Annotated in this window: 12 protein-coding genes; all 12 read left to right on the forward strand. The window is 41.0% G+C overall.

Going from position 1 to position 15,109, the window contains the following annotated elements; translation table 11 throughout:
• Positions 1 to 96 precede the first annotated feature (96 nt).
• The 12 genes from mfd (at position 97) to V7122_RS06290 (ending at position 15,082) form a co-directional block, all read left to right on the forward strand.
• Positions 97 to 3,630 (forward strand): transcription-repair coupling factor, encoded by a 3,534-nt coding sequence (mfd, locus tag V7122_RS06235; protein ID WP_335526051.1) that lies wholly within the window; start codon positions 97 to 99, stop codon positions 3,628 to 3,630.
• Between the two features lie 427 nt (positions 3,631 to 4,057).
• A complete protein-coding gene (gene spoVT, locus V7122_RS06240) occupies positions 4,058 to 4,594 on the forward strand; it encodes a stage V sporulation protein T (RefSeq protein WP_335345282.1) in 537 nt (178 codons plus the stop codon).
• A 245-nt stretch (positions 4,595 to 4,839) separates the two neighbouring features.
• Complete coding sequence (locus tag V7122_RS06245) at positions 4,840 to 6,447, forward strand: putative polysaccharide biosynthesis protein (RefSeq protein WP_335526052.1); 1,608 nt, start codon at positions 4,840 to 4,842, stop codon at positions 6,445 to 6,447.
• Between the two features lie 8 nt (positions 6,448 to 6,455).
• On the forward strand, positions 6,456 to 7,934 hold the full coding sequence (gene mazG / locus V7122_RS06250) for a nucleoside triphosphate pyrophosphohydrolase (protein WP_335526053.1): 1,479 nt from the start codon (positions 6,456 to 6,458) through the stop codon (positions 7,932 to 7,934).
• Complete coding sequence (locus tag V7122_RS06255; RefSeq protein ID WP_335345285.1) at positions 7,921 to 8,187, forward strand: RNA-binding S4 domain-containing protein; 267 nt, start codon at positions 7,921 to 7,923, stop codon at positions 8,185 to 8,187. The genes mazG and V7122_RS06255 overlap by 14 nt, the downstream gene beginning before the upstream one ends.
• 271 nt (positions 8,188 to 8,458) lie before the next feature.
• Entirely contained in the window at positions 8,459 to 8,761 is a 303-nt protein-coding gene (yabP, locus tag V7122_RS06260) for a sporulation protein YabP (RefSeq protein ID WP_335488374.1), read from the forward strand.
• Positions 8,758 to 9,390 (forward strand): spore cortex biosynthesis protein YabQ, encoded by a 633-nt coding sequence (gene yabQ / locus V7122_RS06265; protein WP_335526054.1) that lies wholly within the window; start codon positions 8,758 to 8,760, stop codon positions 9,388 to 9,390. The genes yabP and yabQ overlap by 4 nt, the downstream gene beginning before the upstream one ends.
• Before the next feature lie 13 nt (positions 9,391 to 9,403).
• Entirely contained in the window at positions 9,404 to 9,811 is a 408-nt protein-coding gene (locus tag V7122_RS06270) for an FtsB family cell division protein (protein WP_335347202.1), read from the forward strand.
• 82 nt (positions 9,812 to 9,893) lie between these two features.
• Positions 9,894 to 10,361 carry a S1 domain-containing RNA-binding protein gene (locus V7122_RS06275; protein ID WP_335526055.1) on the forward strand — a complete coding sequence of 156 codons (468 nt, stop codon included), beginning with the start codon at positions 9,894 to 9,896 and terminating at the stop codon, positions 10,359 to 10,361.
• A gap of 241 nt (positions 10,362 to 10,602) precedes the next feature.
• Complete coding sequence (spoIIE, locus tag V7122_RS06280; protein WP_335526056.1) at positions 10,603 to 13,086, forward strand: stage II sporulation protein E; 2,484 nt, start codon at positions 10,603 to 10,605, stop codon at positions 13,084 to 13,086.
• Between the two features lie 297 nt (positions 13,087 to 13,383).
• Positions 13,384 to 14,121, forward strand: a complete 738-nt coding sequence (locus V7122_RS06285) for a vWA domain-containing protein (RefSeq protein WP_335347199.1) — start codon at positions 13,384 to 13,386, stop codon at positions 14,119 to 14,121.
• Entirely contained in the window at positions 14,090 to 15,082 is a 993-nt protein-coding gene (locus tag V7122_RS06290; protein WP_335347198.1) for a serine/threonine protein kinase, read from the forward strand. The genes V7122_RS06285 and V7122_RS06290 overlap by 32 nt, the downstream gene beginning before the upstream one ends.
• Positions 15,083 to 15,109 lie beyond the last annotated feature (27 nt).

Raw genomic sequence — 15,109 nt, forward strand, 5'->3', positions numbered from 1 at the left:
AAAGGAACGCAGACTAAGAACGCCACGTCCTGTGGCAACGTCTGCATGACCCGCATCCACGGGCCTCATTCTTCTTAAGAAAGGGAGGGTAGTCATATGAAAGGACTCAAGAATATGATTAGTGGGCAAGATGATCTGCAATCCGTCTTGTCTGGAATTAAGGAAGGGCTTAAGGAGCAGTTAATATCAGGCTTATCCGGTTCTGCAAGGACTTTATTTCTATCATCTGTCTATGAGCAAACACGAAGGCCGGTATTAATCATTACACATAATCTTCTGCAGGCGCAAAAGCTTTATGATGATATCGTTCATCTCGTTAAGGAATCAGAAGTGTTTTTATATCCGGCTAATGAATTAATTGCCGCTGAAATTAGTATTGCCAGCCCAGAATTAAAGGCACAGCGAATCGAAGTGTTAAATTATTGGAGTAAAAGTAAAAATGGAATATTAATTGCACCAATGGCAGCCTTAAGGAAAATTCTCCCACCAGCCTCTCTCTGGAGAAAAAGTCAGCTTACCTTAAAGATAGGAGATGAACTTCAGGAGGAGCAGCTTCTAACATTCGTCCAAATGGGCTACTCGCGTGTGAGCATGGTTTCGTCTCCCGGTGAGTTTAGTGTAAGAGGCGGAATTATTGATATCTATCCATTAACAGAATCCGATCCCATTCGAATTGAATTATTTGATACAGAAGTAGATTCTATTCGATCGTTTTCATTGGAAGATCAACGGTCCAAGGAAAAAATATCTGAAGTTACAATTGGTCCCGCAACTGAATATCCATTAACAGTTGAGCACTTTCAGAAAATGATTGAAAAGATTGAAGCGGGATTAGGCATAAGCCTAAAGAAGTTAAAGGATGAAAAAGTAAAAACATTGCTCACACAGAACATCGGATACGAGCTTGAGCAATTAAGAATGGGGAGCAAGCCTAACCAGCTATTTAAGTATCTCTCTTTTGCATATGAAAAAGAAAATAGTTTAGTAGACTATCTTCCAGAAAATGCGCTGATTTTCATCGATGAAATTAGCAGAGTTCAAGAAATGAATGACTCTCTTGAAAAGGAAGAGGCCGAGTGGTATACAAGTCTATTAGGTGAGGGGCAAATGATTCATGATGTGAAAATATCCCATAATTTAAAGGGGTTTTTACAGCAAAAGAAACAGCCGCTCATTTATTTGTCATTGTTTCTAAGACATATCCCAAATACGAATCCGCAAAATATTATTAATATTTCCTGTAAACAAATGCAAAACTTCCACGGTCAAATGAATGTGCTCAAAGGGGAAATTGAACGATGGAGAAAAGGAAATTACACGGTCATCTTTTTAGGCTCTGATGAAGAAAGAGTGAAGAAGCTTCAAAGAGTTTTGGAAGACTATGAAATCGAAGCATTCTATATCAAGAATGATCAGCCTCTCCTTTTAGGAAAGGTTCAAATTATGGCAGGTGGTTTGTTAACTGGATTCGAGCTACCAAGCCAAAGATTTGCGGTCATTACAGAAGAAGAGCTTTTTAATAAAAGAACGAAAAAGCAGACCCGCCGTCAAAAGCTGTCTAATGCGGAACGGATTAAAAGCTATTCCGAGTTAAAAGTTGGAGATCATGTCGTTCATGTGAATCACGGGATAGGAAAATATTTAGGAATTGAAACACTTGAAATTAATGGGGTTCATAAGGATTATCTCCATATTCGTTATCACGGTACGGATAAGCTTTATGTTCCAGTCGAGCAAATTGATCTTATTCAAAAATATGTAGGCTCCGAAGCAAAGGAACCTAAATTATATAAGCTTGGCGGAAGCGATTGGAAGAGGGTTAAGAAGAAGGTTGAATCCTCTGTACAAGATATTGCAGATGACTTAATTAAGCTTTATGCAGAGCGAGAAGCATCGAAAGGACATGCTTTTAGCCCAGATGGGGAGATGCAGCGGGAATTCGAGGCAGCCTTTGCATATCAAGAAACAGAGGATCAGCTTCGTTCCATTCACGAAATTAAAAGAGATATGGAAAGAGAGCGCCCGATGGACCGGTTATTATGCGGGGATGTGGGCTATGGGAAAACAGAAGTAGCGATTCGTGCTGCCTTCAAAGCGATCGCCGATGGAAAACAAGTAGCTTTCCTTGTTCCGACAACTATCCTTGCTCAGCAGCATTACGAAACAATGAGAGAGCGCTTTCAGGATTATCCGATCGAGGTCGGATTGCTAAGCCGATTTAAATCTAGGAAACAGCAAACAGAAACGATCAAAGGTTTAAAGGCGGGGACCATTGATGTGGTAGTCGGGACTCATCGTATTCTTTCAAAGGACATTTCGTATCGAGACCTAGGCCTGCTTATTGTCGATGAGGAACAGCGGTTTGGGGTCACACATAAGGAGAAAATAAAACAGCTGAAAACAAATGTGGATGTTCTAACATTAACGGCTACACCTATTCCTAGAACTCTTCATATGTCGATGCTCGGCGTGCGTGATTTATCGGTCATCGAAACTCCTCCGGAAAATCGCTTTCCTATTCAGACATATGTGATGGAGTATAATGGAGGAATTGTACGAGAGGCGATTGAAAGAGAGCTTGCTCGCGATGGGCAGATTTATTTCCTTTATAACCGAGTAGAGGATATAGAACGGAAAGCGGAGGAAATATCTATGCTTGTTCCAGACGCAAGAGTGACCTATGCCCATGGGAAAATGACTGAAAATGAGCTCGAATCGGTTATGCTAGGTTTCCTTTCCGGCGAATATGATGTACTTGTGAGCACGACAATCATTGAGACTGGGGTAGATATCCCAAATGTCAACACGCTCATTGTTCACGATGCCGATAAAATGGGGCTATCACAGCTTTATCAGCTGAGAGGAAGGGTTGGCCGTTCTAATCGGGTCGCCTACGCGTATTTTACCTATAGAAAAGATAAAGTACTAACCGAGGTAGCTGAGAAGCGGCTCCAGGCTATTAAAGAATTTACAGAGCTTGGCTCCGGATTCAAAATTGCCATGCGTGACCTGTCCATTAGGGGCGCGGGAAATTTATTAGGTGCTGAACAGCATGGCTTCATTGATTCTGTTGGGTTTGATTTATATTCGCAAATGCTTAAGGAAGCGATCGAAAATAGGAAAGGCAATCTGGAGCATGAGAATAAGCAGAGGCTCGAAATTGATCTAGAATTAGATGCTTATATTCCTGATTCCTATATTTCAGATGGCCATCAAAAGATTGAAATGTATAAACGCTTTAGAGGTGCTTCAAGTATAGAGGATATCGAGGAGCTTCATGATGAAATGCTCGATCGATTCGGAGAATACCCTGAAGAGGTTGCCTATTTATTCCAAGTCGCACAAATGAAGGTTCTTGGAGAGCTTGCCGGAGTGGAAACGATTAAACAGAGTAAACAAGAAATACTGATTCTGCAATCAGAAAAGGCAAGCGAACGAATAGACGGTCCGAAAATCTTTGAAGTCACAAGTAAATTTGGACGTACAGTAGGGCTTGGGATGGATGGAAAAAAACTCAAGGCAGTACTCCATATAAAAGGAATCAAACCAAATGAATGGTTAAAAATAGCCTTTGAAGTGGTACAAGGGATGAAGGATTCCGTTAAAGAACAGCATAGTCAGGCATTATAAATTCTAATGCCCCTTAAATAAATAAGCAGAGCAAAAGCCCTAAAAGCTTTCAAATATGTTTACTCATGGAAAACGAAGGGTATTTCTTTAGAAAAACCACCAAAGTTCATCTAAGTACAGAAAACGATCCAGATGATTTTTCCGAGTTTTAATGGAAAGATAAACTCGAGAAAAAATAATTGAACGTGTATAGAACTTTCCATATGAAAGATACTAAGTTCAAACATGGCGATGTATTCAATTTCTCCCAATTTTGAATCATGGCCAGATAAGAAAAGCTGAAAATTGCGCGCTTTCAGTGCGGGACTCCAACCTTGGGCATTATACTTTAGTACAATGCGCCAGAAGTCGGACATCTGTCTGAATTTGGAAAATCCTTTTTCTTATTTCTATAAAAAATCATCAGATGAAAGTGAGGCAACATTGGATGAAAGCAACTGGTATTGTTCGTCGAATCGATGATTTAGGGCGTGTGGTTATTCCTAAGGAAATTCGCAGAACGCTGCGTATTCGTGAAGGAGACCCATTAGAAATTTTCGTTGACCGTGATGGAGAGGTCATTTTGAAGAAGTACTCACCGATCAGTGAACTAAGCGACTTTGCAAAAGAGTATGCGGAGGCACTGTTTGACAGCTTAGGAAACCCAGTATTAATTTGTGACAGAGATACATATATCACTGTTGCAGGGGGATCCAAGAAGGAATACTTAAACAAAAACATTAGTGAATTAGTAGAGAAGACGATGGAGGACCGTAGTTCAGTCCTTATAACACAATCAGGTGAATTTGCACTGGTTGATGGTCATACTGAAGCCATTTCTTCCTACACCATTGGACCAATCATTGCAAATGGAGATCCAATTGGTGCTGTGATCATCTATGCCAAAGAAGATACGTTAGGAGAAGTTGAGCAAAAGGCTGTAGAAACAGCTGCAGGATTTTTAGCAAGACAAATGGAATCATAAGGTGAAACTTCCATCAGTGGGCCTCCATATAATTGGGGGCCCACTGATGGTTTTTCGGGTTGGCTGCCCTTTAAATTAATAAACTGTTATATATGTGCTCCTGCGCCATAGTATACTCGGGGAAGCGTTGTTCAGCTCGTCGCATGGCAGCACGAGGTAAATTCAATGAAGTGACTCATGGGGGCAATTAAGTAAGCAGCCATGTTATAATACTTTCGAATGTAAGATTTGGAAGGAGAGGGGCAATGGGTCCCGAGAAAAAAGCTATAGAATTATTTAAAGGGGCTTTCGTTTTAACTTTTGCCGCATTAATCGTAAAAATATTAAGCGCCGTCTACCGCGTACCGTTTCAAAATATTGTGGGAGATGTTGGTTTTTATATTTATCAGCAAGTTTATCCGTTTTATGGAGTTGCCCTTGCTTTATCTACATATGGTTTTCCGGTTGTGATTTCAAAGCTTTACACGGAGCTTTCGAGCCGGGAGGAAAAAAATGGGGCACAGCATCTATTTTTCACATCCGCCCTAATATTATTTATAATCGGATTTATTTGTTTTGCTTTTCTTTTCTGGGGCGCGGATTGGCTGGCGGCTCAAATGAAGGATCCCAAGCTTGTGATTTTACTGAAAGTCATTTCAGTCACCTTTTTAATTTTCCCTGTAGTTGCATTGCTAAGAGGCTTTTACCAAGGGAGAGGGAATATGGTTCCTACAGCCATATCCCAAGTGGTTGAGCAATTCATAAGAGTGATTACGATCTTCTTAGCCGCTTTTTTGCTGACAAGTAAGGGATATAGCTTGTACGTTGTAGGAGGAGGAGCGGCGTTCGGCTCTGTAACAGGCGGGATCGCAGCCATTATTGTTCTCATCACATTTTATTGGATAGGAAGACGTAAATCTCATCTTCCTTTAGCAAAATTTGATATTCAAAAAAACATACAAATAGCTAGGGCTCTTTTGGTACAGGGATTTGCCATATGCGTTAGCAGCTTGCTCCTTGTGTTTTTGCAAATGGCAGATTCTTTAAATCTATATTCGATGCTTATTTCTTCAGGAGTAGATACTTTTGAGGCGAAGGAGCTTAAGGGAATTTATGATCGAGGTCAGCCGCTTATTCAGGTAGGGATGGTGGTTGCCACTTCCATGTCATTATCATTAGTTCCGATTATTACAAGTGAAAAATTAAGGTCAAATTTTGCATTTATGCATGATAACATTCGACTGGCGCTTAAAATCGCCTTGTTTGTAGGCGTTGCCGCAACAATCGGCTTATGGAGTATTATTCGCCCAACAAATATTATGCTGTTTGAAAACAGCGAGGGTTCAGATGTTTTAGGGGTTTTGAGCCTTATTATTTTGTTAAGCTCCATCATAATGACCGTTACCGCAATATTACAAGGCTTAGGCATTATTCTATTTCCAGCCTTTGTTATTCTCGGCAGCTTCGTGGTGAAATATGTACTAAATGCAATACTTATTCCGCCATTAGGGACATTGGGAGCAGCGGCAGCCTCGTGTTTGACCTTAAGTTTCATTATGGTCATCTTGCTTGTTAAGCTCCGCAATCAAGTGCGGGCGCGGATTTTGAGCAAACGATTTATCCTGATTATTGGGATAGCCGCACTTTCTATGTTTATTGCCTTGCGGGTTTATTTATATATGACGGGTTATTTAGCCAGCTTCGAAGAAGGGCGTTTGTTTAATGGCTTTCAGGCATTAAGTGCTGTGGCTGTTGGCGGATTTATTTATCTATGGATTGTATTAAAAGGGAATACCTTTAAAGAAAAAGAGCTTTTAATGCTGCCATTTGGGAGCAAGCTGGTTTTTTTTCTGCCTAAAAGGAATAGGAGATGAACCAATCAATGTCAAAAATCACGATTCTTGGGTTAGGTGCCGGGGATTTAGAGCAGCTCCCCCTGGGAGTCTACCGTGCCCTGAAAAGCGCTTCCCCCCTATATCTGCGGACGAAAGAACATCCTGTCGTTATGGAATTGGTGAAGGAGGGGCTTGAATTTTCTTCATTTGACTCTATATATGAAAAACACGAGCAATTTCATGAAGTATATGAAGAAATTTGTTCGAGCCTGCTGGATGAAGCTTTACGCGGAGATGTTACTTATGCAGTACCAGGCCATCCGCTTGTTGCGGAACGCACTGTTCAGCTGTTGCTGGAGAGAGCGGCAGATCATGGAATAACGATAGAAATCGGCGGGGGGCAAAGCTTTCTTGATGCCTTGTTCCAGTCACTTAAAATTGATCCAATCGAGGGATTTCAGCTGCTTGATGGAACAAGCTTGAAGAAAGATGAGCTAGAAGTGAAGCATCACATGATCATTGGACAGGTGTATGATCAGTTTGTGGCATCTGAAGTAAAGCTTACGCTAATGGATTTATTGCCTTATGATTATAATGTTTTTATTGTGACGGCCGCAGGGAGCAAGGAAGAGCAGCTTCGCAAGGTTCCTTTGTACGAATTGGATCGGGATATGGAGATAAATAATCTTACTTCTATTTATGTTCCTCCCGTAACGGATGAGGCCATTTTGTATAAAAGCTTTTCCAAGCTGCGCGAGATTATTGCCGAGCTTCGCGGGCCAAATGGCTGCCCATGGGATAAAAAACAAACGCATGAGTCATTAAAAAAGTATTTAATCGAAGAAGCTTACGAGCTTATTGAAGCGATTAATGAAGACGATATCGATCATATGGTGGAGGAACTCGGAGATGTCCTTCTGCAGGTCATGCTTCATGCGCAAATAGGGGAGGATGAAGGCTTCTTTTCCATTGAAGATGTGATTGAAGGGATTTCCGGAAAAATGGTACGCCGCCATCCGCATGTATTTGGGGATGTAACCGCTGAGACGGAAGAAGATGTATTAAGAAATTGGCAGGATATTAAGCAGGAAGAAAAGGGCCAATCAGAGGAAAAATCAATCCTTGACGGAATAAGTAAATCCCTTCCCAATTTAATGGCCGCTGCCGAAATTCAGAAAAAGGCAGCAAAGGTTGGCTTTGACTGGGAGGAAGTCGGGCCTGCCTGGGAGAAAGTAAAGGAAGAGCTTCGTGAATTTGAATTAGAGGCGGAAAAAGGAAGCAAGCAAATCGTGAATGAGTTTGGTGATATCCTATTTGCTATTGTGAATATTGCACGTTTTTACCAAATTGACGCTGAAGAAGCTCTGTTTTTAACAAATCAGAAGTTTAAACGCCGCTTTGCTTATGTAGAAAAGAAGGTAAAAGAGAGCGGAAAGCGCTTTGCCGATTACCGGTTAGAGCAATTAGATGAATTCTGGGAAGAAGCAAAACGGTTGGAGAGGAGTCCAGACAATGAGATTAGATAAATTTTTGAAAGTATCCCGATTAATAAAAAGAAGAACGCTGGCAAAAGAGGTTTCCGATCAAGGGAGAATTCTTGTGAATGGCCAGCAGGCAAAGGCAAGCACTGTTGTTAAGGTCGGGGATGAGTTAGTTATCCGCTTTGGGCAAAGAGTAGTCACTGTCAAAATTGACCGTATTCAAGAAACAACGAAAAAAGAAGAAGCTGCAGAAATGTATACGATTGTAAAAGAGGAAAAGGTCGGAGTCGAGGAATAAGCACTCCGCTTTTCTATTTGTCTAGCTCCAGCACCTAGGGGCTCGCCGACTAAGTACGCCACGTTCTGTGGCAAAGTCAGCACTAGTACGTCCTGTACGTCGGAGGTCATAAGCCGAGTTGGCAAGAAGGTAAAGACCAACCTTCCTGCCAACTCGTCTTATGCTTTTCGCCCCTGATCAAGGTGCTTCTGCTTTTCTATGTTCTATTTCTCATCCCTTTCTCATAACATGTACAAAAAGCTTGTACTTTGTGATTGTGAGGGGATGTAAGATGAGCCAATATTTTGAGCAAAATTCAACAAAGTCGAATGTTCAGGACCACGATGTTATTATGCGTGGAAGAAGGCTTTTGGACATTACAGGGGTTAAGCAGGTAGAGAGCTTTGATAATGAGGAATTTTTATTAGATACTGTAATGGGGTTTTTGGCGATTAAAGGGCAGAACCTGCAGATGAAAAACCTTGATGTCGATAAAGGGGTTGTCTCCATAAAAGGGAAAATATTGGATCTCGTTTATTTAGATGATCAGCATGGAGATAAGGCTAAAGGCTTCTTTAGCAAGTTATTCCGATGACTTTATCGACACAGTTTATCACCATGCTAGCCATGATTGGCATGGGCAGTGTCTTTGGCGCAGCTCTTGATACTTACAACCGTTTCCTAAAACGCAGTAATCGCAAAAGCTGGATTGTTTTTATCAATGATATCCTCTTTTGGGTTGTACAAGGGCTGGCTATTTTTTATATTTTATTTATCGTTAATCGCGGAGAACTGAGATTTTATATATTTATTGCCCTTTTATGCGGCTTTGCGGCCTATCAAAGTTTATTTAAAGGATTATATGTGCGTCTTCTGGAGATTTCTATTTCGGTAATTGTCGCTATTTATCGCTTTTTATTAAAATTGTTTCATTATATGATCTATAAACCAGTAAGAGGACTCATATTTGCTGTTATTTCTTTACTTTTAATGATAAAGAAGGGACTAGTGGCTCTTTTAATATTAATATTCAGGATTATTTTATTCATTTGTAAGATCATTCTTCTCCCTTTCAAGTGGCTTTTGTTGTTATTTTGGAAAGTTTTGCCGAAAGGTCTTAAAAAATCGGTCGAGAAGATTTATAATAGAATGGCAGGAGTTTTACGAAAGATAAAGAATCATTTAACTAAGTGGATAACAATCCTGAAAAAATATAAAAAGTAAGGAGGGGTGCGAAATGGGGGCTATCAAGAAAAGAAATGTAGCCAAAATTCATACAAGCTATGTCAAGCAGCAGGAGGCCGAAGAAATTCATGCTGGAAGGAAGAGACGACTCTTATATAGAAGATTAACAGTCTTCTTCACGGGTGCCATCGCTCTATCCTTTTTCATGATATCCACGCTCGTTTCGCAATCCTCATCGATCGAAGCAAAGACAGTGGAGAAACAGAAGCTAGAACAGGAATTGGCTTTATTAGAGAAAAAGGAAGTGGCCCTGGAGGAGGAAATTGTCAAGCTGAATGATGATGAATACATAGCCAAGCTTGCTAGAAAGGATTACTTCCTTTCGGATAACAATGAGGTCATTTTTAATTTGCCGGAGTTAAAGGAAAAAGAGGAAAAAAAGGATTCAACTTCTAATTAGCCCTTGTATTGAACTCTTTTCTTAAGTTCGGTATAATATGTAGTAAGTATTTTTATATCTTTCAAGGAGGCAATTTCTTTTTATGTCAATCGAAGTGGGCAGCAAGTTACAAGGAAAGGTAACAGGAATTACAAATTTCGGAGCGTTTGTGGAGTTACCGGAAGGCTCAACAGGTCTGGTGCACATTAGCGAGGTCGCTGACAATTATGTGAAGGACATTAATGATCACCTTAAAGTTGGCGACCAGGTCGAAGTGAAAGTTATTAATGTCGAAAAGGATGGAAAGATCGGTCTTTCCATTAAAAAGGCAAAGGATCGGCCTGAAAGACCAGATAGACCGGAAAGACCTGAAAGAGGCGAAAGAAGAGAGTCTAGAGGACATTCACAATCTCAACGTCCACGTCAAGGCAGAGCAAACGATAATCGTCCATCAAGAGAAAATTTCGAATCTAAAATGGCTCGTTTCTTAAAGGATAGTGAAGATCGTCTGTCATCATTAAAACGTAATACTGAATCGAAGCGTGGGGGAAGAGGCGCTAGACGAGGTTAACTTGCTGCTTAGTTGATATATATTTTTAATTTTGCAGGGTTGAACGTTTATGATTCCCATTCAAGACAAGTCGTAAAGGACTTGTCTTTTTTATGCTTTTATAGAACATTTTGTTTCCTTTTTGTGCTTTACGGAGAAATGAGTCGAACGAAAAATAGAAGCCTGTCCGCTCTTTTGACAAACTTCTAGCCCCATTGAATTTATAATAAGCAATACGATAAAGGATGGGGAGTGTAATAAAATGGAAAAGGTAGAAAGGAATTTAGTCGAGCCGATCGGAGAAGTAAATTTAGACAGACCAAAATTGGAATTCGCAAAAGGATTGAATAAATTTCAGTTAGGGATGGAAACCTTTTTCTTCAAAAAGGGCTATCTTCTGTTGTTGATTGGTTTTTTACTTGGCAGAGCGTTAATTTTGGCCAAGCTTACTCCTTTTAGTCTCCCGTTTTTTGCTGCGGTTTATTTCATTAGAAGGGATAAAGCCCCCCTCGCATTAGTAGGATTAATTGCTGGTGCTGCTACGATTTCTATTCCAAATGCGGTTTCCGCTTTTGGAATTACCTTTATTTTTCTATTTGTCTTTCGAATGGCAAAAAAGTGGCTCCATAATGAAATGCGAGCATTGCCGTTTTTTGTATTCCTTACATTGCTAGGCGGAAAATTATTAGAGGATTTTATTTTAACAAAAACGCTAACTGTCTATGATGGAATGATGGCAGGGGTGGAAGCAAGCCTTGGCTTCATCCTTACACTTATTTTTATTCAAAGCATTCCGCTGTTATCGATAAGCAAGCGCCGGCAATCGTTGAAAACGGAAGAAATTGTCTGCTTAATCATTATGCTCGCTTCTGTTATGACGGGTACGATTGGCTGGACGGTCTACGATCTTTCTGTTGAACATATTATGTCGAGATACCTAGTCCTGCTTTTTGCCTTTGTTGCCGGAGCAACTGTGGGATCGACAGTGGGAGTGGTAACAGGCTTAATCTTCAGCCTTGCGAATGTTTCCAGCTTCTATCATATGAGCTTGCTTGCGTTTGCGGGCCTTCTTGGCGGTCTATTAAAAGAAGGAAGAAAAATAGGCGTTGCTGCTGGATTGCTGATTGCTACTCTATTAATTGGGATGTACGGAGAAGAAAGCAGTAATCTATTAAAAACTGTTTTGGAAACGTCTGCCGCTATTTTCCTGTTTCTTCTAACCCCTCAAGCATTATCAGCCAAGCTCGCCAAGCATATTCCAGGCACACCTGAGTATGCTGCTGAACAGCAGCAGTATATGCGGAAAATGCGTGATGTTACTGCTCAAAGGGTAGCTCAATTTTCAAATGTCTTTCAAGCCCTTTCAAAAAGCTTTTCCTCCTATGACGAGCCGACTGAATGGAAAGAAGATGAATCCGACCGGGAGCTTGATTACTTTTTAAGTAATGTAACAAGTAAGACCTGTCAATCCTGCTTTAAAAAGGACCATTGCTGGACAAGAAACTTTGATACAACATATGCCTATATGGAAGAGATTATGAATGATTTGGATGAAAATCACGGCGAACTTTCACCTCGGCTTTCAAGAGAATGGGAAAAGCATTGTACAAGGTCGAAGAAAGTGACAGAAACGATTCAGCAGGAGCTCACCTTTTATTATGCAAATCAAAAGCTTAAGAAGCAGGTTCAGGAAAGCAGAAAGCTAGTTGCAGATCAATTACGCGGTGTTTCAGAGGTGATGGGGGATTTTGCAAAAGAAATTCAAAGAGAGCGGGAAAATCATCATAAGCAGGAGGAGCTTATTCTAGAGGCTTTACAGGATTTTGGGATCCATATCGAACAAGTTGAGATTTATAGTCTTGAGCAAAGAAATGTCGATATTGATATGACCATTCCTTACTGCCAAGGGCACGGGGAATGCGAGAAGCTGATTGCTCCAATGCTTTCAGATATTTTAGGAGAATCGATTGTTGTGAATTCGGAGGAATGCTCTGCTTATCCGAATGGGTTTTGCCATGTTACTTTCCGATCAGCGAAGGCGTTTACAGTGGAAACGGGGGTTGCGCATGCTGCAAAAGACGGCGGGTTTATCTCAGGTGACAGCTACTCCACAATAGAATTAGGCTGTGGGAAATTTGCGATAGCCATTAGTGATGGAATGGGCAATGGAGAGAGGGCGCATATAGAAAGCAAAGAAACGCTTCAGCTTTTACAAAAAATCTTGCAATCAGGCATTGAGGAAAAGGTGGCGATTAAATCAGTCAACTCTGTATTAGCCTTGCGCACAACAGATGAAATATTCTCAACCTTAGACTTAGCGATGATTGATCTTCAAAACGCGGGAGCTGAATTTCTGAAAATAGGCTCCACCCCAAGCTTTATTAAACGAGGATCTAAAGTTCTAAAGGTCGAAGCTAGTAATCTCCCAATGGGCATATTTCAAGAATTCGAAGTAGATGTTGTGAGTGAGCAGCTTAAGGCCGGTGATCTATTAGTGATGATGAGTGATGGAATCTTTGAAGGGCCGAAGCATGTAGAAAACTTCGACTTGTGGATGAAGAGAAAACTTAGTGAGTTAAAAACGGAAGATCCGCAAGACGTAGCTGATTTGATTATGGAAGAGGTCATTCGATCTAGATCCGGATATATTGAAGACGACATGACAGTAGTTGTAGCCAAGATAAAACATAATACGCCAAAATGGACAAGTATTCCTGTCCATGCATTGCGTAAAAAAGCCAATTAGTTAATTTAACCTAAACATCCGAAAATATGTATAATTCCCCTCCTGAGAGTCGAAAATGATAACGAAAGGCGGAGTGCGCCTGCTTAAATGAACGCAGACTAAGTACGCCACGTCCTGTGGCAACGTCTGCATGACCCGCATCCTGCGGGCCTCAAGCATAAGACAAGCCGGCAGAAAGGTTGTACTTTAACCTTTTTGTCGGATTGGCTTATGACCTCGAGCCGATGGCGCACGCAGCTAGACAATTCTCAAATTCGAAAAAGCCAAATTATTTTATTTTAATGGAGGGGAGACCTTATGAAAACTGGCACGTTAAAGCAAATATTACTGATAACAGATGGATGCTCTAACCAAGGCGAGGATCCGATGGCGATGGCTGCTCTGGCAAAGGAGCAAGGAATTACGGTAAATGTCATAGGAGTCATGGAAAAAGACGTATTAGATGAAAAGAGCATGAGTGAAATTGAAGGGATTGCCATGTCAGGAGGAGGCATCAGTCAGATTGTCTATGCCAAGCAGCTTTCCCAAACGGTCCAAATGGTTACGAGGAAAGCGATGACACAAACACTTCAAGGAGTTGTAAACCGTGAATTGCAGCAAATTCTTGGGGGAGCGAAAACAGTTGAGGATCTTCCGCCTGATCAAAGAGGCGAGGTCATGGAGGTTGTCGATGAGCTTGGAGAAACCGTTGAGCTTGAGGTGCTTGTTTTAGTGGATACGAGCGCTAGTATGGCACATAAGCTCCCTACCGTAAAGGAAGCATTGCTAGATTTATCGTTAAGCCTGAATGCACGTTCTGGAGAAAATCGTTTTTCAGTCTTCGTATTTCCGGGGAAAAAGAAGGAAGTCGAAAAGCTTCTGGATTGGTCCCCTAATCTAGGTGCCCTAACAAGTATTTTCGGGAAATTAACAACAGGCGGCATTACCCCGACTGGCCCTGCCATACGCGAAGCTTTATCTCAATTCAAGAAAAAACGCTCATTAAGGAGTCTGCTTTCCCGTGATGATGAATCATTCTTTGAAGAATCAATTTAAACTTAAACTTGGCACGGTGATCGAAGGAAAGTGGCATCACAATCGGTATACGATTTTAAAGGAGCTTGGTTACGGGGCAAATGGCATCGTGTTTTTAGCTAATTCCGGAGGTCAGCGAGTTGCATTAAAAATGAGTGATAACGGTATGTCCGTAACATCAGAGGTAAATGTACTAAAATCCTTTGCAAAGGTCCCAGGCTCCGCCCTTGGACCTTCTTTGCTTGATGTCGATGATTGGATATGGAAAGGCAGACAAATATCTTTTTATGTAATGGAATACATCGAAGGACCAGATCTTTTAACGTTTATTCAGGAAAAGGGGCCATCCTGGACAGAGGTTGTCGTTCTCCAGCTCTTAAGTGATTTACATAAGCTACACGAAAGCGGATGGGTATTTGGCGACCTTAAACCAGAAAACTTAATTGTAACAGGACCGCCGCCTAGAATTCGTTGTATCGATGTTGGCGGCACAACGATACAGGGGAGGGCCATTAAGGAATTTACGGAGTTTTTTGATCGGGGGTATTGGGGGCTTGGTTCAAGAAAGGCTGATCCTGCCTATGATCTTTTCGCAGTTGCGATGATTCTAATAAATATTGCCTATCCGAAAAGGTTTCACAAAACATCAGGAGATTTGAAACAGCTCATTTTTATGGTGAGGCAAAAGAAAGAGCTTTTGAAATTCGAAGGCGTTATCTTACATGCTCTACATGGGAAGTTTACTTCAGCAGAAGAAATGCGACAATCCATTTTACAACTGAACCAGCAGCCAGAACCAAAGCCTCAAAAAGTAAATAGAGCCCCGCAAAGGAAGCAAACACAAGTACAAACAAATAATACTACAGTTAGACGTCAATCCTATATAAGGAAGAAAAAGAGGGGAGGCGTTCTGGAAACCATTCTAATCTTTCTAATCATTTCCCTTTTATATGTCATTTATATATATGGACAATTAGTGTAATTTTTGAAAAGAACATCGTGAAAATGT

The organism is Bacillus sp. JJ1532, assembly GCF_036965085.1.
In the GTDB taxonomy this organism is placed as follows: Bacteria; Bacillota; Bacilli; order Bacillales; family Cytobacillaceae; genus Cytobacillus.

Excerpts from the sequence above, each read along its gene's own strand:
- mfd (WP_335526051.1), top strand. The coding sequence starts at position 97 with ATGAAAGGACTCAAGAATATGATTAGTGGGCAAGATGATCTGCAATCC.
- spoVT (WP_335345282.1), top strand. The coding sequence starts at position 4,058 with ATGAAAGCAACTGGTATTGTTCGTCGAATCGATGATTTAGGGCGTGTG.
- V7122_RS06245 (WP_335526052.1), top strand. The coding sequence starts at position 4,840 with ATGGGTCCCGAGAAAAAAGCTATAGAATTATTTAAAGGGGCTTTCGTT.
- mazG (WP_335526053.1), top strand. The coding sequence starts at position 6,456 with ATGTCAAAAATCACGATTCTTGGGTTAGGTGCCGGGGATTTAGAGCAG.
- V7122_RS06255 (WP_335345285.1), top strand. The coding sequence starts at position 7,921 with ATGAGATTAGATAAATTTTTGAAAGTATCCCGATTAATAAAAAGAAGA.
- yabP (WP_335488374.1), top strand. The coding sequence starts at position 8,459 with ATGAGCCAATATTTTGAGCAAAATTCAACAAAGTCGAATGTTCAGGAC.
- yabQ (WP_335526054.1), top strand. The coding sequence starts at position 8,758 with ATGACTTTATCGACACAGTTTATCACCATGCTAGCCATGATTGGCATG.
- V7122_RS06270 (WP_335347202.1), top strand. The coding sequence starts at position 9,404 with ATGGGGGCTATCAAGAAAAGAAATGTAGCCAAAATTCATACAAGCTAT.
- V7122_RS06275 (WP_335526055.1), top strand. The coding sequence starts at position 9,894 with ATGTCAATCGAAGTGGGCAGCAAGTTACAAGGAAAGGTAACAGGAATT.
- spoIIE (WP_335526056.1), top strand. The coding sequence starts at position 10,603 with ATGGAAAAGGTAGAAAGGAATTTAGTCGAGCCGATCGGAGAAGTAAAT.
- V7122_RS06285 (WP_335347199.1), top strand. The coding sequence starts at position 13,384 with ATGAAAACTGGCACGTTAAAGCAAATATTACTGATAACAGATGGATGC.
- V7122_RS06290 (WP_335347198.1), top strand. The coding sequence starts at position 14,090 with ATGATGAATCATTCTTTGAAGAATCAATTTAAACTTAAACTTGGCACG.